This window comes from Capsulimonas corticalis (assembly GCF_003574315.2).
In the GTDB taxonomy this organism is placed as follows: domain Bacteria; phylum Armatimonadota; class Armatimonadia; order Armatimonadales; family Capsulimonadaceae; genus Capsulimonas; species Capsulimonas corticalis.
Map to the genome: position 1 here is coordinate 71,144 of NZ_AP025739.1, position 19,549 is coordinate 90,692.

The window sequence follows — 19,549 nt, forward strand, 5'->3', positions numbered from 1 at the left end:
CGGTTATGGTAGTATGTGCGTCATAGAATTCTATCCCGGAGCGGATCGCCATGACAGAAAAAACCGCCAATGTGCCCGCCCAAATACGCCAAAATGACAGAGAAGTTCGTAAGGCACTTCACAATAAAGTGCTCAAGGCGCACCGATATGATGGCGACACTCTAATCATTGATGAATTAGGGTTACGCCATGGCACATGTCGCGTTGATGTTGCCGTCGTAAATGGACGCCTGCATGGTTACGAGATCAAGAGTGATTCCGATACTCTAGAGAGACTGCCACAACAAATAGCAGTATATGGCGAGATTTTTGATAGAGTCACCCTGATCGTTGGTGAGAAGCACGCTGAAAAGTCAATCACCCAGATCCCAAGCTGGTGGGGCGTCAAAGTTGCAACCACCGGACCTAATGGCACAAAGTTTGAACACTACCGCCGGGAGAGCAACAACCGGGATATTAACCCATTAGCATTAGCTGAATTGCTATGGCGCCCCGAAGTCGTCTCCATTCTTCAAGGGCTAGGCGCGCCTGCTCCTATTTTGAAAAAGCCGCGCGCCGTCTTATACGCCTATCTTGCTGAATCTGTTGAACTGAACGAGCTGCGACGTCTTGTTCGCACTACTTTGAAGGCACGGACAGATTGGAGAGGTCAGCGACCACCTTCGTTAGATGCTGGTTAGTGCTAACCCATACCCATGTCGTCAGATTTCCGGTCGGTTCTGTTCCTTGGGAACAATAATAGATATAATTATCCCCAGCCGAAGTCATCGGTCCACTGTAATATGGACGAGCAACTAATGTAGTGCATAGCCCTTGATATTGTCCGAAGCCATGCGTTTTTATAGTTCTACCTATTCCGATATGCCAAGCATCATCTATCGTATATCGTAGTTTTGCGAGCGGCTTTATCACCCGCATGTCCATCTCTATTATATCGGGATGGCTGGCCGCATAATCTCCAAATGTCGGAATTCGTGTCTCAGTCCCAAGATGCTCCACCAAAGATTTGTAAGCAATCCACTCGCGTCGATTGATCGTTCCAGAAACTTCTAGCTGTGGATCTTTTGGCGAGCCGATAACCTGTGTTACCAATTGGGGATATGACGTTCCTGCAATCGTTAATGTACGCCAATGAGGAAGATTTGGCAACATCTTGAACATGGCAGTCACGGCCTGATTGAATACTGTGTTAGATTGATAGCTATGCGCACCGAAATCAATTATAAGATCCGTCTCTCCTGCATCAACTTTCAAAGTAGTAAGCAGATTAGCAATATCTACGGCAAAATTAGGCCGGTCAAAATCAGGCAGAAGTAAACGAAGGCAAACGCCTCTTTCGTCGAGCTCAATTACTGCACCAACTGCCGCGACGAATGAAGTAGTGCTGCTAAGCCTTATAACCGGCACAGCCGCACATTGATTTTCTCGCGCTCTTGCAAATACATAACCGACACAATGTTGCCCCCCCGCCATCATAGTGTCACACCCTATCAGTTGGAGATCAACAAAGCATCTCCGCCCTCCCCACTTTTGCCCTAAACGCTTTCCAAACTCACTAAGATGTTCATTGATGGTCTTGCTGGCTTTTTGCTGCTCATGATCATAGCCAATAGGCGGTATTTCAAGTAAGGGCGTGATACGGTCCTTCACGTTCCCTGCTAACCGCATTAGAGCTTGATACTCTCCCTGCTTCCACTTTAGAATCGGCACATAGTGCCTATAGTTGAACATGATGGATCTGTAACCTTTCACCGCCAGGATGATTACAGTATAGCAGAAACTGCTACTTAGCATGCAAATTTTGATACATAAGTGCCATTTTTGAGTGGTAATTTTTAATTAAGTAATTTTTATTTCTAGAAATACGTATATCAAACTTCTAAATTAATAGTGTTCGCGAGCCTGGACCATTGCACACAGACCTTCGAGAACGTGACGGCCGACGCCCGGATCAGCGAGGAGGCGGAGCACGACGTCGCGCTCGCGGTGAAGGCCGGACGGGAAGCCTGGGGGCGGTACGTGGCGGCGACCGGCGGTGAGCCTGACCCGGATGTGCGGGACCGGACGCCGGCGGCGTTCTTTGGAGCGTAGGCGGCCAGGGCGGGGACGCGTGCGCGGGCGGAGAGAGTGCTGCGGGAAAACCCTGCCCTCTTGAAAATCACACTGAGTACCGGTGACAAACACTTCCAGAACGTGCGTATGTACACTCAGCGCAGGCAGAAAAGGAGAGACTGAAATTGAACTGGATCGAGACGGACGAGGATTTGCTGAACTTGGATCATGTGATAACGATAAGCCGTGGACAGAAGACAATCAGCTTCTTTGGCAGTCCAGACTCAGACGGACGGGTGAGGGAAATCGGCAAGCTATCTTTTGATTCGAAAGAAGAGATGACGACGGAGTTTCAGCGATTGCGCGTGAAGCTGTGCCGGTCATAGATACGCTTGCACTCTCGGAGAGATATCCTCGATGGCAAAAACAACGCGACCGTCTACCAGCGTTGGTAGACGGTCGCGTGAGTAGTTTTTAGAAGAGGCGGCGGAACATCGCAATCGGCGTGACGCGAATGGCGTCTTCGTGGAATAGCAAGGTACTCAGCGCCTCAGCGGCTCCCTGCGAGGCTACTAATAGAGGCGTACTGGGCATGGCGAGAGAAGGTGTCGGAATTTCTTTAATGCCTATTAGGTAGACGTCAGAGAGCCCAGACGTTCCGTACTTGTAATAGTAACTGGAAATCGGCTCTTGCATCCCGTCATCCTTTATCGTACCCACAACGATGAAGTTTCCGTTGATGTTGAGTTGGAAGGCCGATGGGATCTGTACTTTTTCCAGAAGTGCAATAAGGACCTTCATTTGTTCAAGTTCAGCACGATCCGCAGCGGTTTTGTTAACCTTGCTCATGAGAGTTTCGGCAGACATCTTAAAAGTTATCGTGCCGATTTCGATCATCGACTTGTCAACAAATCCGAGCGTCCCTTTGGTAATAACCAACTGCCCATGAGTTCCTTCTAAAATCGACTCTGCGATAACGTCATTCTCGGTGAAGTAAGACAAAACTTCGGTCGTGATGAGATCATGCGGGTCGACGATACGCTTGGAGGTCTTCTGCCTACTGGAGGTATGCTTTATGTCGCCGCCGACGAGATGAGCATCAAGCTTCGCTCCTCTGTCAACACCTGAGCTGTCGGTGTCTGTCTCTTCTAACGAAGAAAGACGCCCACTAAAGAGCTGGGCGTAGTAAGAGGAAATACGGGCGGAATCTTTGTAGAGGTAATCATACAATGCGACCGCTGGTTCTTCGAGCTCCACGTTTGATCCTCTCCTGCGTTTCCTTTTTTTGCTTCTCGAAATCGCTCAAATCCTGAGCGAGCTTTCGGTTGTGGTCAGCAAAAAGCCGAAAAGCGTCTTTCACGAATTCCTTGGCTTGGTCTTGCAGCTCTTCCGGGATGTGCAGGGTAGGCTGTTCGGTTGTCTTATTCATCGAGGCGCCTCATCTGGTTCGGTGGCCGTGTCTTACAAGCATGTCTATTTTCAGTATAGCACAACTCTGATACGGGTTACCCAATTATCGGTACGTTTCAAATATTCTTGGAGTTCCGAAAAGCAGATCGCGCACACCCGGCGATGGAGTTTTCCAGTATAATAGTCAGGAAGGCACTCCACCATGGCGAAGAAAAAACCCCTGCCCAATCTCAACGGCTTGATCGCCGGCTACCTGCGCATCTCCGACGTCAAGTTCCCCGACGGCTGCGTCTCCGTTCCCGACAAAGAAGCGTTTCTTGACAAGCTGCGCCAGATCCGTATGTCGGAACTGATGCAGGACGCCGAGCGCGACGGATGCACGATTGACATCTGGTATGACGACATCGGAATCAGCGGACGGGGCGAGTATCTGGCGAAGCGCATCGCCTACCAGGAGATGCTCAGAGACGCCAAGGCGAAGAAGCTGCGCGCCGTCTATGCCCGTGATCTCTCCCGCCTCGGCCGCGACCTGATCGAGCAGGAAAACTTCTTTCTCCAGCTCGAAGCCCAGGCGGTCGATGTTCGCGTCGCCGATCTTCCCACCAGCGGCGACGAAGCGGCGCGTACGCTCGTGCGCCAGCAGCTTGGCTCCCTCAATCAGTATATGGCGACCAAGAACGGCCAGGTCATCAAGCAAACGAATCTGGAGCGCGTTCGCACCGGCCAGTGGGTAGGCCGCACCCGCGACCAGCTCGGGCTGAGGTACAACAAGGCAACGAAGTTCTTCGACTACGATCCGGAGACGGCGGACCTCGCCTGCCTGGTCTACGAGACGTTCATCGCCTGCCACGGCTTTGCCCGCGCCACGGCGCTGACGCTCAACCAGATGTTGCGTGACGGCAAGGCGCGCGCGGCGATAGGTCCGCGCGGCGGGATGTGGTCAGGAAGCACGGTCCTGCGGATTATCAAAGGGCCGATCTACCGGCGCAAGATCCAGTACGAAGATTTGCTGATCGACTCGGAGGACAAAATCCCGGCCGTCGTTCCCCAGGACTTAGTCGACGAAGTGGATCGTCTCCTGCTCGTACGCGCGCCGCTGAACGAGGTCGGCGCCGCGAAGCGGAAGGCGGGCCGACTGGAACACACCTTCGGAGGAATGCTGTTCTGCATCCATTGCGGCCGGCGCATGATCGCCCTGCGCAATCCGGGATCGCGCGCCGGCCGCGGTCCCGTGCTGTGGCTTTCGTGGATCTGCTGCCAGGGCGGAGACGGCGAGCGTGGGTTGTGCGACTGCAAGTTCTCTATTCAGCAATTCCGGCTGGACGCTCTCGTCAGCGAGGGACTGCGCCAGGCGTTCGAAATTTATGAGCGAGAGCATTTCAAGTCTGGGAAAACGCCGAAGCCGAAACCCGTCAAGCCCCTCTCAACGTTCTCCGAGATGATGGCGAAACTGGACCAGCGCCGCGACCGGCTTCTGGACCTTCTGGAGTCCTGCGAACCCGAGGCGGTGGGGACGATCAACGAGCGGTTGAAGGCGATCGCGAATGAACGGATCAAGCTGAAGGAACAGCCAGAAGTCACGGCGGAGCTTGCGGCTGACACCACCATCGAAACACTCAGCCGGAGGCAGCTGACGTCATTGTCCAAGAAACTGGAGACGGTGTGGGAAACGCCCGACGATATGCTTTCGCACGCGAAGCACGATCTGCTCAAGACGCTTCAGGTCAGGGTAATGATCAACATCCTCCCCCGCGCCGCAAAAAAGCGCAAAGACGGCAATACGCGGCGCTACCCCGGACTGCTCAGCGCTCAGCTTCATGTAGGAATTCTCGGTATGGCGGGTGAACACTCACTGGAAATCACGGAGACACAAGACGCGTACAACGCCTACATTCAATGGAAATGCTGCCGTCGCTGGTAGTTTCGTATATACACATTTGTTTTGTCGGACCTGTCCGATACCGACTTGTACGGCTTTTGTATCCCCGAGAAGGAGACGGTGTTTCCGCATCTGCGCGGAGAGATTCCGGGATTCGGCAACCAGATCCCGCGATTCGAGCAATGGCAGGAGCACCACGTGCTCGACAAAAGCGCGGGCGGCGGCAAGGGACGGTCTTACGATCTCGCCATCTACAATATCGTCAAATACTTTCAGCTTTGCATGGAGAACAATCCGAACATGATTGATTCTCTCTTCACGCCCCGGACCTGCGTGCTGCATAGCACGGAAGTCGGGAATATGGTGCGGGAGAATCGGCGCTTGTTTCTGCACAAAGGCGCGTGGCACAAATTCAAAGGGTACGCCTACAGTCAGGTGCACAAGATGAACAGCAAGGACGCGCCGGTCGGAAAGCGTCAGGAGCTTGTCGCGCAGTTCGGCTACGATGTCAAGTATGCATACCATGTCATTCGGCTGCTGGATGAAGTCGAGCAGATCCTGACCGAAGGCGACATCGACTTGCAGCGCAACCGCGAGCAGCTCAAATCGATCCGCCGTGGCGAGTGGACGCAGGAGGATATCCTCAAGCACTTTGAACGCAAGGAACGGGATCTCGAAACGCTCTACACGAACAGCAAACTGCCGCATGCGCCCGATGAGGCCCAGATCAAGCAGTTGCTGCTGAACTGCCTGGAGCACCATTACGGAAATTTGAGCGACTGCGTGGTGAACGTGGACGCCGCCGCCGATGCGTTACGGCGCATACGAGCCATCGTTGAGCAGGCAGGCTATTGAAGAGTCCTGCGCTGGCTTTCACACGGAGGAAGAGGTGAATGCAGGCTGGACTATGACGACGCGCCAGCCCAGACACTTTGGCTAAGACGGTAGACGGGCATGCGCTTGTCCCCTCCCCATCCAACACACGACTGCCCCTGCCGGTTGAACCGGCAGGGGCAGTCGTGTGATCTTTTTTTAAGACGTGCGCCCTGCGCGCATTACTTCCATCGGTCGACCGAGTAGGCCAGTGTCTGGCGAGCGAAGTCGTTGCCGAAATTGCTGCCGTCGATTGTCCACAAGTTGGCGTCGTTTGAACCACCATCAGGCTTGTCCAAAGTTGCCAGCGGACGCATCGACTTCACGTGGCCGTCCATGAACAAATAGTTCGAGAAGCCAGTATGGCCCGAGAACAAGTTGCCGGCGTTGTTACCGCTGCCATTAACTTCCTTCTGACGCCAGATGTCACCGCCGTAGTCGACGGCAAAGTCGCAGTATCCTTGCGTGTCCTCGACGAGGCCGATCAACTGTGATGGCGATTGAAAGGAAGCGAGCGGCTTGCCGTTGTTATCGGAGAATGCGCCGTTGGCTGGCGGTCCATTCGTGCTTGCGCCGTATGAGACGTGCTGGACCGAGCTGAATCCGGGAGGGAGACACTGCGGGCACGAGATGTCGTCCTTACGAGGGTTGGACGGACACTGGTAAATGCCGACGCTCTTCGTGTAGGTAAGGAGCAGATCTTCGAAGGGAATACCAGCGCCGTTGACACGGGGAGTGCTGATCTCATCATAGTCTTGGCTGTACTGGGCCAATGCCAGACCCATCTGCTTCAGGTTGGAAAGGCAGGCGGTCTGGCGAGCTTTTTCGCGAGCTTTTGCGAATACCGGGAAGAGAATTGCGGCAAGGATAGCTATAATAGCTATCACGACGAGCAATTCAATGAGCGTAAAAGCTTTTAGCGATGATTTCATTTTATTCATTGCTAGTCCTACTTCTCCACATATCAATGTAGATTTAATTTGGCGCCGTTCTCACCGCAAGTGACTAGCCGCTGATCTTGATTGAGAAGCTTATAGCCGCCTGCGATAGTTTCATCGGTACAAACGTAAACCAATTATAGTACATAATCAGTATCTTGTCAATAAGGAAAATACAAAAAATCGTCTGGATTGTTCAGGATTGTACAAGACACGGCCGATTATGGTATCAAGCGTGCGCTATCGTTCCGTGATTATCCCCCTGACGAGAAGGGTAGTATTCCCGACGAGGCGCACCATCAACTGCTTCGCCTCATCCGTGACCCGCGCAACATGAAACAGGTCTACAACGAAAACCGCACGCGCCTTTCCCCTTCCGCGCAAAGGAAGCTAGAAGCGACGCTAGCGATGCTCCTGGGCGAAGCGGGAGAGACGTTCGAGCATCATCTGCAAGACCCTGCCGTGGCCGCTTCCTATCTGGAAGAGAGCGCCCACGCTCTGCTGCTGGCCCTGCGAGACATCATCCAGGCGAACGGCGGCGTTTCCCATATTGCCCACAAGGCCGCGATCGATAGCAATCGCCTCACAAGCGTTCTGTCCGAAGACGATAACCGGGAATTGCGCACGATCCAGTCCGTACTCGACGTCATGGGACTGCAAATGTCATTCACCACAAAAGCTGCGTAGAAAAGCTGCTTAGGATCCCGGTCTCGCTCATGGCAAATGAAGAACCTCCTCCCCAACTTAAACCGCCTCATCGCCGGCGACCTGCGCATCTCCGACGTCAAGTTCCCCGACGGATGCATGGTTGATATCTGGTATAACGACATCGGAATCAACGGACTGGGCAAGTATCCTAGAGCACCATTATGGAAATTTGAGCGAATGTGTGGTGAATGTCGGCGCGGCTGCGGATACATTGCGGCGAATTCGGGGAATACTGGAGCAGGCAGGCTATTAGAGCGTCGGAAATTGCGACGTCAGGACGGATCGAAGGAGATTTTACTGTGCATAGAACGATCTTAATGGCGCTCGCGGTCTGGATCGGCGGGATTGTGTCTTACCTGGTGTTTTACGCGATCAGCACCTGGCGCAATCAATATCGGACCAAGGACGATTGAGGCGGCGCTGCCCCCAGCGCCAGCCGAGGCTCCGCGCGGCGGCAGCGCTCGATCAGCGCCGCGAACTGAGGGCGGCGACGCAGAAGAATGCGGCACCGCATATGATAGGGCCGCTTCGGATCCAAATACACAAGAGTCCAGTTCGGGTCGGCAAGAAATGGCCGCGCCTGCCGCAGACTGGTCGTCACCACGCAGTCAAAGTCGTAATGCGCGGCGGCGCGCTCCCATGCCGGCGAACCGTCCGGTCGCGCCAGGACTAACATATCGTCGAAGGTGCGGCCGACATAGACATCGAGCCGCCCATCGACAAACACCGGCTGCCCTGGCCGCCGCCACATCAAATACCCGCCGATTTCAAAGTTGTTGAGCATCCGCAGGTTTGCCGGAAAGCCCTCACGATCCATGAACGCGCAGGCGTCCTCCGGATAACTTGGGACGCGCGCGACGGCCTCCCCGATTCCCGCAGGCCCGTATCCCTTGGCCCCCTCTCGGTCCTTGATCGATGCGGCGGCGACGCACGCCACCAGGGCCGTGTAGATCAGCGCGCCGAATGACAGCAAAAGCGTCCGCGAGAGCGATCGGGGCGCGAAGTTCAGACTGCCGTGGATCCGCTGGACACAGGACGCCAGGTGGGGCGCGGCGATCACCATCCCGCCGACCGCGAAGAGCGCGATGTTGCGCGCGTGCAGCAGCGATTCCACGAACAACGCGGCGATCGCCAGGGTATCGGCGAAGTCCCGATAACGGCTAAAGACGAGCGCGCCGAACAAAATCGCCGACACGAAGAAGAACGGCTCCAGCTGGGCGAACGGCAGCACCGTCACGGGGTTCCATTCGGTGACATTCGCCATCAGATTGTGGTCGCGCAGCGTCACCAGGACATTCCAGTAGATGCGCCAGCCATACGGGGACGCCATCGCCGCGATGGCGCAGGCGACGGCGAGCGCCAGCATCCGCCGCGCGCCGCGCAGGTTCGCCACGGCCTCTTCCGGTTCGCGCGCGCGCCGCCGAATCCCGACTATGGCGTCGGCAAGGGCGTACGCCAGCAGCAGGCAGATCAAGACCAGCACGCCCTGGTGTAAGTTCGCCCAGAGCGCGCAGATCGCCGGCAGCCACAGCAGACGCCGCCAGGACGATCCCGCATCCGCCAGCGCCCCGGATTGGCGAAGGCGCGTGAGATGCGCGAGGGTGACGGCCAGCAGCAGGTAGCTGAAAGCGTAAGGCCGCTCCTGAATACAGTCTTTCATGGCCAGCAGCGTCAGATTGGCCAATGGAAACGCCCACGACATCCCCACCCTCGGCGCAAGCCAGAACCATACCACCCACACGGCGCCGACCGTCAGCAGCGCCATCAGCAGCCATGTCCCCAAAAATCCGCCCGCTTTGAACGCAAGAGTGTACAGCACAAACGCCAGCCACTCCGGAACATCCCAGCGTGTCCCCCGGTTGGTCCAAGAGTATGTGTCGATATGCGGCAAATGCCCCGTACGCAGGATATCCATCCCGGTGCGCAGCTCAAAAAACAGGTCGTTTTCGGCTTTGGGGATGAGGCAGACAAGCAGGACGATGATTGTCAGAAGGATGGTCGCGGCGATTCGAGAGATGCGAAGTGAGGAAGATGGTGTGGATGGATTTGCTGACACGAAGCGGGACGCTTTCCGCCATAGGTGATCGAGGAATTCGAGCGACGGCAAACGCCCACAGCTTCGTTATTATACCATTCGGCGCCGGGACGAGCAAACGCACCCGGCTTCAATCGGCCCATGACTGGCGCACGGTCGTCACGGTTTCCCGAGATGCGGCGGCGCGCTGGATCTCCATCGAAAGATAGTGGTCCTGCGACGCCTCGGCGAGTCCATAAAAACTCGGGCCGCCCTCGGCGTAATCGGCCATCTTTTGCAGGCATGCGGCGATCGCGATCTCGTCATCCGCCAGCCGTCCCGGCGCAAACGGATTTCGGTAGACCCACTCGCTCCCGCACAGGATCCCCTGATGGAAATAACCTTCCAGGTTTCCGTCCTGCCCGGCGTCCACACGCGTGAGCGCTGCGTGGATCGGGGTTTGAAAGTCCTGAAGAAAGCGCACATCGCCGTTATTGATTTCGCCGCGCTCGCCGCGCACTAAGAGGCGGCGTGAGCGCACCCAGGAGAAGTATTGATCGTCGCAAAAGTCGAACACGCCGAGCTTGCCCTCAAACTCCAGAGTCGCGTGCGTTTGATGGGAGGGACCAATCGACTCCTGCGTCGGCGGGCCGCTCCGATCCGGGCCGCCGGTCAGCGGACTGGTAAACGCGAGGGCGCGAATCGCGGCGTTCTCAAATCCCACGCCGAGCGCCTTGCGCAGCAGACTGATCCCATGGTAGCCATGCGCCACGGAGACCTGCGCCTGCGTCACGGCGCCCAGCTTCCCCGAGTCGATGACGGATAACACGGCGGCGTTCCAGGGCTGAAACTGATACTGCTCGGCGACCTGCGTTCGAGACTCACGAAGCTGGCCGGCCAGCGCGATCAGCCCCGCAAGATCCGGTGCGGGCGGAGTCTCGGATAGCGCGGGCGTCCCACGACGCGCGAGTTCGGTGAGAACGCCGGGGTTGACGTCCCACGGAACCGAGGCCACCGCAAACAGCGGCTTATCACGCAGCAGAGAGTCCAGATCGGCGACGACCGGGACGCCCCACTCTTCCCGTACCTTTTGCGCTTTGGCCTCGCTGCGCGCGAGCACACCGGAAACACGAAAACGCTCGGGCATCTCGCGGGCGATGCGCAGGTAAAACTCGGCCCGCCATCCGGCGCCGACAATCGCGAACTCAATCGGGTTCGTCATCGCTTTCTCCCCTTCCGGCGCAAAACCTCACAGAATATCACGGTCATCTCACGTCTTCCTCACCATCGGGCTGTATTCTGACGCCTATCGTCAAGACGAAAGATACTCCATCCCATGCTCAAAGCCCTCTTATTTGCCGGATTCGCCATTCACATCGCCGCCATCCCGGCGGCCCCGACACGCGCCATCACGCCCGCCCTTCGCCCCGCCGTTATCCAAAGCGCGGACGCGCTGGAGCAGCAGATCATCGAAAAGATCAACGTCGACCGCGCCGCGCGCGGTCTGGGAGCGCTCACCGTCGATCCCGTTTTGATGCGCGCCGCCGCCGATCACTCCCACGAGATGTGCGCGCGAAACTACCTCGACCACCACTCGCCCACCCCCGGCATGACCACGCCGATGAACCGCTATCTCAAAACATTGCAGGACGCGGGCGGCTCCGCTCCCGTCACGCTGACCGTCGGCGAAAACATCTCCTATTGCAGCATGCCCGCCGATCGCTTTACCGCCGATTTCGGCCATCGCGTGTTCATGAACAGCCCCGAGCACCGCGCCAATATCCTCCAGCCGTGTTATACAAAAGTAGGGCTGGGCGTCTGCCGCCGCGCCAATGGCGAGGTTTGGGTGACGGAGATGTTCTGCCGCGACGGGAAATAACCACACCCATCTTTTTTCTAACGGCGGCGCCCCATCATCGCTTGGGCGTCGCGGGGTCCTGCCCGTACTCACACCACTCGCGCACCGGGCATTCCGAGCACTTGGGGATACTCGGCAGACAGATCGCGCGGCCGTGCTGCAAAAAGAGCCGATTGCTCCCCGCCCACAGATCGCGCGGCATCACCTTCTCCAGCGCCTTCTCCGTCTGATCGGGCGTTTGCGTCTTCACCCATCCCAGCCGGTTCGAAATCCGATGACAGTGGATATCGACGCAGAGCGCTTCACGCTCGAAGGCGTAGATCAGGACGCAGTTGGCGGTCTTGCGGCCGACTCCGGGCAGCTCAAGCAGGGCGTCGATATCGTTGGGGACTTTGCCGTCGTGCTTGTCGCGCAGGATCTTCGCCATCGCGATCAGACGCGGGGCTTTGGCTTCGGGATACTGGCTGCCGTTGAGCAGCGGGAATAACTCCGATTCGTCGGCATCGGCCAGTGACGGAATATCGGGATAGCGGGCGAAGACGCGATTGGAGACGGCGGTCGTCTGCTCCTCGCGCGTGCGCTGCGAAATGACGGTGGCGGTGAGGACTTTGTACGGATCGCCCAGCTCAACAGAGCCTCGTCCATGGTAGGTGGCCGCGAGGATCTCCATCACGGTTCGGATATTTTCAGTGGACATGCATACCTATACCCGGACAAGACGTTCATCTCACGTCTTTCCCCATCTTCCGGAATCCCTTCTTGGATTTCTTTTAGTCAAATGGATTTACTATGGATTGAAAAACCGTTGACACACGCTCCAAACTATGATAGACTTAGCGCGATATTCAAGGGAGGCGGCCAAGAGCACGATCAATTTGTTAAATCTCTTTGCATTCATCGCAATACAGATGAAGCCAATTTCAGAAAGGAGCTGCACGGAAGTATTTCGCTTGGAAGTTCACACTCATCACGAGAAGGAGAAGGATCTTATGAAGTCGCGCGTCAGACCGTTTCTGAAAATGCAGGCCGTGATCGGCGCCTGTGTCCTCCTGCCGTTTGTCAGCCCGCTGCCCGGTCAGGCCCAGTCGCTGTTCACGCTGCGCGGCGGCCCGAGCATTCACCCGGGAGTCATCCGCTCACAGGCCCTCGGACACATGGCGCAAAGTACGCCGCTTGACCTCGCCGTTTCCCTCCCGGTGCAAAACCAAAGCGCGCTCACTTCCCTGCTCCAGCAGATCTACGACCCGCAGAGCCCCAATTATCACCACTATCTGACCACCGAGGAATTCAACAAAACGTTCGCGCCGACGGAGGCGCAGTACGGCGCCGTCATCGATTATCTGAAGGCTCATGGATTTACCGTCAATGCAACGTACGGCAACCGTATGGTCGTGGATGTCCGAGGACCGATCGCCAGCGTCGAACGGACCTTTCACGTCCATATGCTCGTGTATCAGCACCCCACGGAGGACCGGACGTTTTTCGGCCCCGACGCCGAGCCAGCGCTGGATCAGGCCGTTCCGATCCTGGGAGTGACCGGTCTCGATAATTTTGAGCCTCCGCATTCCAACGCGCACATCGCCCCGGCGGTGATGCAGTCGAATGCGGGGTCCGGTCCGAGCGGCCAGTTCGTCGCCTACGACTTCCGCGCGGCCTACTGCCCCAAGGTCACCCTGGATGGAGCGGGACAGACCATCGCCTTGTTTCAGTTCGGCAGCTACTTCCCCAGTGACATCGCCACTTATTGCACGCAGACCGGGCTGCCGCCCGCAAACGTGACGGAGGTGCTGCTCGACGGTGTTTCCGGCTCGCCGGCGTCCGGAGACAACACGCTCGAACAGTCCCTCGACATCGAGATGGAGCACTCCATGGCGCCAGGCGCCAATATCTTGTTCTACACGGGAAGCAACGCGGCGGACATCTGGAACCGGATCGCCTCGGACAACATCGCCAAGCAGGTGAGCTCGTCCTGGAGCGTCAGCCCTCCGCCTTCAACTCTCAATCAGATTTTGCAGCAGATGGCGGCGCAGGGACAGTCGGTGTTCAACGCCTCCGGCGACAGCGGCTATTCGGCGTCGCCGTTCGGCTGGGACGACAACGCCTATATGACCAGTGTCGGCGGCACGAACCTCTCGACGGCGAGCGGCGGCGGGACCTGGTCTTCGGAAGACGGCTGGAGCGGCAGCGGCGGCTATATCAGCCCGAACTTCGCCATTCCAAGCTGGCAGCAGGGGATCAGCATGACCGCCAACGGCGGCTCCACCACCCAGCGCAACTGCCCGGATGTCTCCATGGTCGCCACCAATATCTGGGCCACTTGGAGCAACGGGGCGAGCGGAGGCGTGCTCGGCACCAGCGCGGCGTCGCCGCTGTGGGCCGGATTTATGGCGCTGGTCAACCAGCAGGCGGCGCAGCACGGGCTGGGGACTGCCGGGTTCATCAACCCCGCCGTCTACGCGCTCGGAAAAGGAGCGAATTACAGCACGTATTTCTCTGACATCACGACGGGAAATAACGGCAAGCCGGCGGTCGCGGGTTACGACCTCGTGACGGGATGGGGATCTCCCAAAGGCCAGCCGCTCATCGATTCGCTCGCGGGCGTCGCCAATTACAGCTTTGCCGCGAATGAAAATCAGACCGTGTCGTTCAGCGCGCCGGTCGATGTCGCGTACGGCGCCAACAGCAGCTTCTTTTACAAATACGCCGTCAGCGGCAGCTTCACGTTCAATAACACGACGTTTGGCGGCGATCCGATCTTTGGCGTCGCCAAAGCCGGTTACTCCAAGCCGTTCGCGAAGAGCGTATCCGAAGGGAACTCCGCCACCTTCTATCAGCCCATCGAAGCGGCTTACGGAGCCAGCGGGCATTACTTCTTCAACTGGGGCGTCTCCGGACCGGTGACGTTCACGAACGCGGCCTGGGGAGGCGATCCGATTGCAAACGTCGCGAAGTCCGGTTACTACATGCCCTACATGCTCTGCGCCGGGGAGAACGGCGCCGTCACGTTCTCATCCCCCACGGACCTTGCCTACGGCGCCAACGGACACTACTTCTACCGGCATCAGTTTACCGGAACCATCACCTTCAATAACGCCACCTTCGGCGATCCCCTCTCGGGGTCGGTCAAGTGGGGCTTCTATCGACCCAGTCATTAGACTGGCGCCAATCGGCCTATGTATGAGGCATTTTGACGACTCAATCGCGCAAAATCCTTGCGACGATTAAGAATGGCCGGCGACTGACGTCGCCGGCCATTCTGGCGCATCGCGCTTCTTAAACCTACATGAGCCATGAAGTCGAAGGTATCCCTACGGCGCGGTCTTGGTAAGCTTGTCGATCTTCGCCAGTTCTTCCTCGCTGAACTCCAGGTTCTTGAGGGCCGCGACGTTTTCCTCGATCTGCTTCGCGCTGGAGGCGCCGATCAGGGCGCTCGTAATCGCGGGCAGGCGCAGCAGCCAGGCGAGGGACATCTGCGCGAGGGTCTGGCCGCGCTCTTTGGCGATATCGTTCAATTCGCGCAGCATCGCGAGGCGCTCGGGCGACAGGTTGTTCTTCACCCAATCCTCACCCCAGCGGTCGGTCGCGCGGCTGCCTTCGGGGATGCCGTTCAGGTATTTGTCGGTGAGCAGACCCGAGGCCAGCGGGCAGAACGGGATGACGCCGGTTCCGGCGCGCTCGGTCTGCGGGAGCAGATCCCACTCGACTCCTCGGCCCAGCATGTTGTAGTATGGCTGATGGATGGTGATCGGCGCGTAGTTCTTGCGGTCCGCCACGCGCACGGCGTCGGCGAAGTGCGCGCCGCCGTAGTTGCTGACTCCGGCGTAGATCGCCTTCCCCTGCTTCACGAGCGTGTCAAGCGCGCCCAGAGACTCCTCCAGCGGCGTGTCGGGATCGGGTCGGTGGTGATAGAAGATATCGAAGTACTCCAGCCCCATGCGCTTGAGCGACTGGTCGCAGCTCGCGATGATGTACTTGCGCGAGCCCCAGTCGCCGTAAGGGCCAGGCCACATCGTGTAGCCGGCTTTGCTGGAGATGATCAGCTCGTCGCGGGGCATCTCCTTGACGATCTTGCCGCAGACGATCTCGGCGTTTCCCGGCGGGGTCCCGTAGTTGTTCGCGAGGTCGAAGTGGGTGATCCCCAGGTCGAACGCCTTGAAGAAACACTCGCGGGCGATGTCCTCGCCCCGGTAACCGCCGTAGGTCTCCCATGCGCCCAGCGAGATCGCCGAAAGCTTCAAACCACTGCGCCCGCACCGGCGATAAAGCATCGTGTCGTAACGATCGCTTGCAAATTCCTGCGCCATAAAGTCTTGGTTTCCTTTTGTCGATAAGATGGCTATCCGAGTGCGATGATACCCGTTTCTTTCCGCGCTTGACAGTGGCGGGGGCTCTCAGTATACTGAAATTCATGCCTCACCGTATCGCCGGCCTTCACCGATGGCCGATGACCGTTCTTCCCGCCCTATGGATCTTTTCCATTTGCGCTGCCCACGCCGACCCCGCCGGCGCTTCCAAACACGAACTGGCGCTGCACGCGGCTCCGCCGCAGAGCGTCATCGACACGATGCATTGGTCCAAGCCCGAGAACCTGCCGGAAGGCGTCGCCAGCATCACGGCGTCCGGCTCGTCGCTGGTGGTGGTGGGGACGGACGCGGGATTCGCGCGCGTTCAGGAGATTGCGCCGTTCGTGGATGTCCCCGTCCGCAAGGTGGCGCTACGGGTGCAGTTTGTGAGCGCGAAGAGCTGGGACGTCACGGCGTCCGGCGTTTCCTTCGCGCTGCTGGGGCCGGCGCCCGACAAAAAGGCGGCGCCGACGATCATGGCCGGTGTAGACACGCGCATTCAGCAGGCGTCCGGCCCCGCCGTCGCGAAGCTTCAGACGGCGCTGGCGAAGTCCGGCGGATCCCTCAAAACCTCCACGGTGACGGCGGTGAACAACACGGAAGTGTCCGCCAGCGTAGGCTCGGCGCCGAAGCTGCCGCTGCTCGCCGGCTGCGCGTTCTTTATCACGCCGCGCGTCAACGAAGACAATTCGGTCACGCTGTTCCTGCGCCCGGTCGTCACGACACGCTCCGCCGGCAGCGCACAAAAAGAAGAAACACAGGAAACAAAGCTGATCGGGAAGGTCCAGAGCGGGCAGCCGGTCGTGATTGGAAACCTGGCGCGCTCCGGAAACCGCGCCTCGGACGCCGAGCTGCTGGTCTTCATTACGCCGGCCATCGCGGAGAATAAATCGTAAGGCGTTCCGTTCCCTTGCTATTCCCTCCAAACCATGATAAAATTCGCCAGATGTTCCGATAATGACGGCAGAAATAGGGACGGCGGCGGGGGATTGGCGATGACGAGATCACAACGGCGATATTGGACGGCGCTTGGCGCCGCGGCGCTCCTGTGCGCGCACGGCGCCGCCCAGGCGCAATCCCTCGACGACCGCCGGCATGTGGCGCAGGCCGCCCAAACCGCATCGGACGCTGTCGCGCTCGGCCGGAAGGTCGAGGATCTTCGCAAGACGCCCAATAATCTCGCCGTCAAAACCGGCGAGGGCACCATGGGAGTGGTCGCGAACACAGCGGGCAATGTCGTCGGCAAGGGCGTGGGCCAGCTCTTCGGCAGCCGCTTCGGACGGTTCTTCGGCCATGGAACGCGCAGTCTGATCAAAACCGGCGGACGCGCCGCCGGAGCCGCCGTGCGCGGCGCTTCCGACCTCGGCGGCAGTCTTTCCCGAAAGCTCAGCGACACGGGGACGCAGACTCTGGCGCGCGGCGCCAAATCGTGGGCGCTGAGCGCCGAGCGTCAGGCCCAGCGTGACACCCAGGATCAGTTCCTGGCCCGCGCCCTCGGCGCGGCGGCCCCCATGGCCCGTCAGGCGTTGGCGCAGGCCGCCCAAGGCAGCGCGCTCGATCTCGGCGGCCAGAGCGGCTGGTCCGCCCTGCTCGCGACCGCCGCGCGCAATAACCCCGCGATGCTCCAGGATCTGCTCGCCCAGCAAGCCAGCGGCGGCGCCAGCCGCACGAATATGCTCGCTCTGATCGCGAACGCCGTGCGCGGCGACGCCAGCCTCGCGAACGCCCTGATCAATCCCTCCAAAGACCCAAGCGCCAGCGCCCACACCAACGATCTGGTGCAGGCCGCGTTCGCCGATAACCTCCCGCTCATCCAGAGCCTGCTGCTCACCGGCGGCAGCGACATCACCTCCACCCTCGCCACCCAGGCCCTCGCCGCCGTCCTCCAGCAAATGCTGCCGCCCGGCCCCGCGCAGGACCTCGCCAGCGCCGTCAGCGGCGGCATCGCCGACACGGCCGTGGAGCTTGCACCGGTGGTGAAAGAAGGCGTGCAGTCGCTGGCGGGACTGGTGAATGGCGGGGAGTGAGGTAATTCCTCGCCGCTTTAATCCCTATTCCCCCGGCGCTAAAGCGCTTTCTACCTTTTTCCCAACAAGCTGCTTCGCAGGGGAAAAGGGGTGCTGATAACTACCGTCCATTCACGCGTCACATAACCGTGAGGAGTTGATATTGCGAACGTCAAACACTCTTTCCGTCTAATTGCTACTTGTCGAGAGTGAATGGAACTTAATGAGTGGCTCCCCTTTTCCCCCGCGAAGCGGCTTGTTGGGAAAAAGGGGGAAAGCGCTTTAGCGCCGGGGGAATAGGGATTAACCTCACACCCCAAACACCCCCCGCAAATAATCCAAATACACCTGATCCTTGCAGATCGTCTTGCCCGGACTGTCGCTCAGCTTCGCCACCGGGCGGCCGTTGCAGCGCGTCATTTTGATCACGATCTGGAGTGGCTCAACACCCAGGTCGTTCGTCAAGTTCGTGCCGACGCCGAAGGAGGTGAGGATGCGGCCCTGGAAATGGCGCGCGAGGTCGAGGGCTTTGGGGATGGTCAGGCCGTCGCTGAAGACGGCGGCTTTGGTTCGGGGGTCGACGCCGTACTTGGTGTAGTGGCGGATCAGCTTTTCGCCCCATTCATAAGGGTCGCCGGAGTCGTGGCGCGCGCCGTCGTAGGCTTTGCTGAACAGGCGGTCGAAATCGTTCAGGAAGGCGTCCATGCCGACGACATCGGAAAGGGCAATGCCAAGGTCGCCGCGATACTCCTGCATCCAGGTTTCCAGCGCGAACTTCTGAAACTCCGCCAGCGGAGCGAACGCCTGGCAGGCCTGCAAAATCTCGTGCGCCATCGTGCCGAAGGGACGGAGGCCGTGCGTGCGCGCGAAGTGGACGTTGCTTGTTCCCATCAGCGTGTCCGGGAGGCGCGATTTCAGCTCCGAAATCACCTCGCCCTGCCAGTCACGGCTGTAGCGGCGGCGCGTGCCGAACTCGATGAGATTGAAGCGCGGCAGGCGCGCCTCGGCGATCCATCGACATTTTTCATCCAGGCGGCGGCGGCCTTCAGCGCGCAGCGCCTCCGTCATCGGCTGCGTATTGCGAAAATAAACTTCGTTGACAATCGACAGCAATGGCACTTCAAAGAGAATCGTCTGGAACCAGTTGCCTTTGACCGTGATCGCAAACTCTCCGTCAGTCGTGATGCTCACGGCCTGAGGATCGAGTTCAAAACGCTCCAGGGCCTCCACATAGCTGGGATGCAGATAGCGAATGCTTTGAAGATAGGCGATCTCCTCGTCATTGAGCCGAAGATCGCACAGATGGGCGATTTCGGCCTTGATCTCGTCGGCGTACGGGCGAAGATCGATTCCCTGACTGCGCAGTCGAAACTCATACTCCGCTGTCGCCTGTGGAAACCGATGGAACACGACTTGCTGCATCGTGAACTTATAAAGGTCCGTATCCAGTAACGATTCGATGATCATA

At 58.5% G+C, this 19,549-nt stretch carries 19 protein-coding genes; 10 read left to right on the top strand and 9 right to left on the bottom strand.

What is annotated here, in order from left to right:
• The first annotated feature begins 50 nt into the window (after window positions 1-50).
• On the top strand, window positions 51-680 hold the full coding sequence (locus tag D5261_RS00355; RefSeq protein WP_119319977.1) for a sce7726 family protein: 630 nt from the start codon (window positions 51-53) through the stop codon (window positions 678-680).
• Here the strand turns inward: D5261_RS00355 and D5261_RS00360 are convergent.
• On the bottom strand, window positions 619-1,731 hold the full coding sequence (locus D5261_RS00360) for a beta family protein (protein ID WP_165863978.1): 1,113 nt from the start codon (window positions 1,729-1,731) through the stop codon (window positions 619-621). The two genes, D5261_RS00355 and D5261_RS00360, sit on opposite strands and share 62 nt — an antisense overlap.
• A gap of 159 nt (window positions 1,732-1,890) precedes the next feature.
• Between D5261_RS00360 and D5261_RS00365 the strand changes: the two genes are divergently transcribed.
• Both D5261_RS00365 and D5261_RS00370 read left to right on the top strand, forming a co-directional pair.
• Complete coding sequence (locus D5261_RS00365; protein ID WP_119319979.1) at window positions 1,891-2,091, top strand: hypothetical protein; 201 nt, start codon at window positions 1,891-1,893, stop codon at window positions 2,089-2,091.
• 146 nt (window positions 2,092-2,237) lie between these two features.
• Window positions 2,238-2,438, top strand: coding sequence for a hypothetical protein (locus D5261_RS00370; RefSeq protein WP_119319980.1), 201 nt, complete (start codon window positions 2,238-2,240; stop codon window positions 2,436-2,438).
• Between the two features lie 88 nt (window positions 2,439-2,526).
• On the opposite strand, the gene D5261_RS00375 is transcribed toward D5261_RS00370, so the two are convergent.
• Together D5261_RS00375 and D5261_RS00380 are read right to left on the bottom strand one after the other, a co-directional pair.
• Window positions 2,527-3,309: a hypothetical protein gene (locus tag D5261_RS00375; protein WP_125205827.1), complete on the bottom strand. Its 783-nt coding sequence runs from the start codon at window positions 3,307-3,309 to the stop codon at window positions 2,527-2,529.
• Window positions 3,275-3,481: a hypothetical protein gene (locus D5261_RS00380; protein WP_119319982.1), complete on the bottom strand. Its 207-nt coding sequence runs from the start codon at window positions 3,479-3,481 to the stop codon at window positions 3,275-3,277. The genes D5261_RS00375 and D5261_RS00380 overlap by 35 nt, the downstream gene beginning before the upstream one ends.
• A gap of 183 nt (window positions 3,482-3,664) precedes the next feature.
• Between D5261_RS00380 and D5261_RS00385 the strand changes: the two genes are divergently transcribed.
• Together D5261_RS00385 and D5261_RS00390 are read left to right on the top strand one after the other, a co-directional pair.
• The gene (locus tag D5261_RS00385; RefSeq protein ID WP_119319983.1) at window positions 3,665-5,383 is read left to right on the top strand and encodes a recombinase family protein; all 1,719 of its coding nucleotides are present in this window, start codon (window positions 3,665-3,667) and stop codon (window positions 5,381-5,383) included.
• A 21-nt stretch (window positions 5,384-5,404) separates the two neighbouring features.
• The gene (locus D5261_RS00390; protein ID WP_218025505.1) at window positions 5,405-6,196 is read left to right on the top strand and encodes a DNA polymerase beta superfamily protein; all 792 of its coding nucleotides are present in this window, start codon (window positions 5,405-5,407) and stop codon (window positions 6,194-6,196) included.
• Window positions 6,197-6,396: 200 nt separating this feature from the next.
• Here D5261_RS00390 and D5261_RS00395 read toward each other — a convergent pair whose 3' ends face one another.
• Window positions 6,397-7,155, bottom strand: a complete 759-nt coding sequence (locus tag D5261_RS00395) for a DUF1559 family PulG-like putative transporter (RefSeq protein WP_119319985.1) — start codon at window positions 7,153-7,155, stop codon at window positions 6,397-6,399.
• A gap of 330 nt (window positions 7,156-7,485) precedes the next feature.
• Here D5261_RS00395 and D5261_RS00400 point away from each other — a divergent pair, with 330 nt between their 5' ends.
• Window positions 7,486-7,839, top strand: a complete 354-nt coding sequence (locus D5261_RS00400; protein ID WP_125205828.1) for a helix-turn-helix domain-containing transcriptional regulator — start codon at window positions 7,486-7,488, stop codon at window positions 7,837-7,839.
• Window positions 7,840-8,248: 409 nt separating this feature from the next.
• Here D5261_RS00400 and D5261_RS00405 read toward each other — a convergent pair whose 3' ends face one another.
• Window positions 8,249-9,916: a hypothetical protein gene (locus tag D5261_RS00405; RefSeq protein WP_119319987.1), complete on the bottom strand. Its 1,668-nt coding sequence runs from the start codon at window positions 9,914-9,916 to the stop codon at window positions 8,249-8,251.
• Between the two features lie 109 nt (window positions 9,917-10,025).
• The gene (locus tag D5261_RS00410) at window positions 10,026-11,096 is read right to left on the bottom strand and encodes a Gfo/Idh/MocA family protein (RefSeq protein WP_119319988.1); all 1,071 of its coding nucleotides are present in this window, start codon (window positions 11,094-11,096) and stop codon (window positions 10,026-10,028) included.
• Window positions 11,097-11,210: 114 nt separating this feature from the next.
• Between D5261_RS00410 and D5261_RS00415 the strand changes: the two genes are divergently transcribed.
• Complete coding sequence (locus tag D5261_RS00415) at window positions 11,211-11,753, top strand: CAP domain-containing protein (protein ID WP_119319989.1); 543 nt, start codon at window positions 11,211-11,213, stop codon at window positions 11,751-11,753.
• 34 nt (window positions 11,754-11,787) lie between these two features.
• Here the strand turns inward: D5261_RS00415 and D5261_RS00420 are convergent, their stop codons facing one another.
• Entirely contained in the window at window positions 11,788-12,429 is a 642-nt protein-coding gene (locus D5261_RS00420) for an endonuclease III domain-containing protein (RefSeq protein ID WP_119319990.1), read from the bottom strand.
• A gap of 292 nt (window positions 12,430-12,721) precedes the next feature.
• Between D5261_RS00420 and D5261_RS00425 the strand changes: the two genes are divergently transcribed.
• On the top strand, window positions 12,722-14,887 hold the full coding sequence (locus D5261_RS00425; RefSeq protein ID WP_165863979.1) for a S53 family peptidase: 2,166 nt from the start codon (window positions 12,722-12,724) through the stop codon (window positions 14,885-14,887).
• A gap of 153 nt (window positions 14,888-15,040) precedes the next feature.
• On the opposite strand, the gene D5261_RS00430 is transcribed toward D5261_RS00425, so the two are convergent.
• On the bottom strand, window positions 15,041-16,036 hold the full coding sequence (locus D5261_RS00430) for an aldo/keto reductase (RefSeq protein ID WP_119319992.1): 996 nt from the start codon (window positions 16,034-16,036) through the stop codon (window positions 15,041-15,043).
• A gap of 104 nt (window positions 16,037-16,140) precedes the next feature.
• On the opposite strand from D5261_RS00430, the gene D5261_RS00435 reads away from it, so the two are divergent.
• Together D5261_RS00435 and D5261_RS00440 are read left to right on the top strand one after the other, a co-directional pair.
• Complete coding sequence (locus D5261_RS00435; RefSeq protein ID WP_119319993.1) at window positions 16,141-16,971, top strand: hypothetical protein; 831 nt, start codon at window positions 16,141-16,143, stop codon at window positions 16,969-16,971.
• 99 nt (window positions 16,972-17,070) lie between these two features.
• The gene (locus D5261_RS00440) at window positions 17,071-18,102 is read left to right on the top strand and encodes a hypothetical protein (protein ID WP_119319994.1); all 1,032 of its coding nucleotides are present in this window, start codon (window positions 17,071-17,073) and stop codon (window positions 18,100-18,102) included.
• 288 nt (window positions 18,103-18,390) lie between these two features.
• On the opposite strand, the gene pncB is transcribed toward D5261_RS00440, so the two are convergent.
• Window positions 18,391-19,548, bottom strand: coding sequence for a nicotinate phosphoribosyltransferase (gene pncB / locus D5261_RS00445; RefSeq protein ID WP_119319995.1), 1,158 nt, complete (start codon window positions 19,546-19,548; stop codon window positions 18,391-18,393).
• Window position 19,549: the final 1 nt, after the last annotated feature.

Bases quoted from the DNA above. Each gene is read 5' to 3' on its own strand.
- D5261_RS00400 (WP_125205828.1), top strand. From the start codon at position 7,486: ATGAAACAGGTCTACAACGAAAACCGCACGCGCCTTTCCCCTTCCGCG.
- pncB (WP_119319995.1), bottom strand. From the start codon at position 19,548: ATGATCATCGAATCGTTACTGGATACGGACCTTTATAAGTTCACGATG.
- D5261_RS00425 (WP_165863979.1), top strand. From the start codon at position 12,722: ATGAAGTCGCGCGTCAGACCGTTTCTGAAAATGCAGGCCGTGATCGGC.
- D5261_RS00395 (WP_119319985.1), bottom strand. From the start codon at position 7,155: ATGAATAAAATGAAATCATCGCTAAAAGCTTTTACGCTCATTGAATTG.
- D5261_RS00430 (WP_119319992.1), bottom strand. From the start codon at position 16,036: ATGGCGCAGGAATTTGCAAGCGATCGTTACGACACGATGCTTTATCGC.
- D5261_RS00410 (WP_119319988.1), bottom strand. From the start codon at position 11,096: ATGACGAACCCGATTGAGTTCGCGATTGTCGGCGCCGGATGGCGGGCC.
- D5261_RS00385 (WP_119319983.1), top strand. From the start codon at position 3,665: ATGGCGAAGAAAAAACCCCTGCCCAATCTCAACGGCTTGATCGCCGGC.
- D5261_RS00415 (WP_119319989.1), top strand. From the start codon at position 11,211: ATGCTCAAAGCCCTCTTATTTGCCGGATTCGCCATTCACATCGCCGCC.
- D5261_RS00355 (WP_119319977.1), top strand. From the start codon at position 51: ATGACAGAAAAAACCGCCAATGTGCCCGCCCAAATACGCCAAAATGAC.
- D5261_RS00440 (WP_119319994.1), top strand. From the start codon at position 17,071: ATGACGAGATCACAACGGCGATATTGGACGGCGCTTGGCGCCGCGGCG.
- D5261_RS00420 (WP_119319990.1), bottom strand. From the start codon at position 12,429: ATGTCCACTGAAAATATCCGAACCGTGATGGAGATCCTCGCGGCCACC.
- D5261_RS00360 (WP_165863978.1), bottom strand. From the start codon at position 1,731: ATGTTCAACTATAGGCACTATGTGCCGATTCTAAAGTGGAAGCAGGGA.
- D5261_RS00380 (WP_119319982.1), bottom strand. From the start codon at position 3,481: ATGAATAAGACAACCGAACAGCCTACCCTGCACATCCCGGAAGAGCTG.
- D5261_RS00435 (WP_119319993.1), top strand. From the start codon at position 16,141: ATGCCTCACCGTATCGCCGGCCTTCACCGATGGCCGATGACCGTTCTT.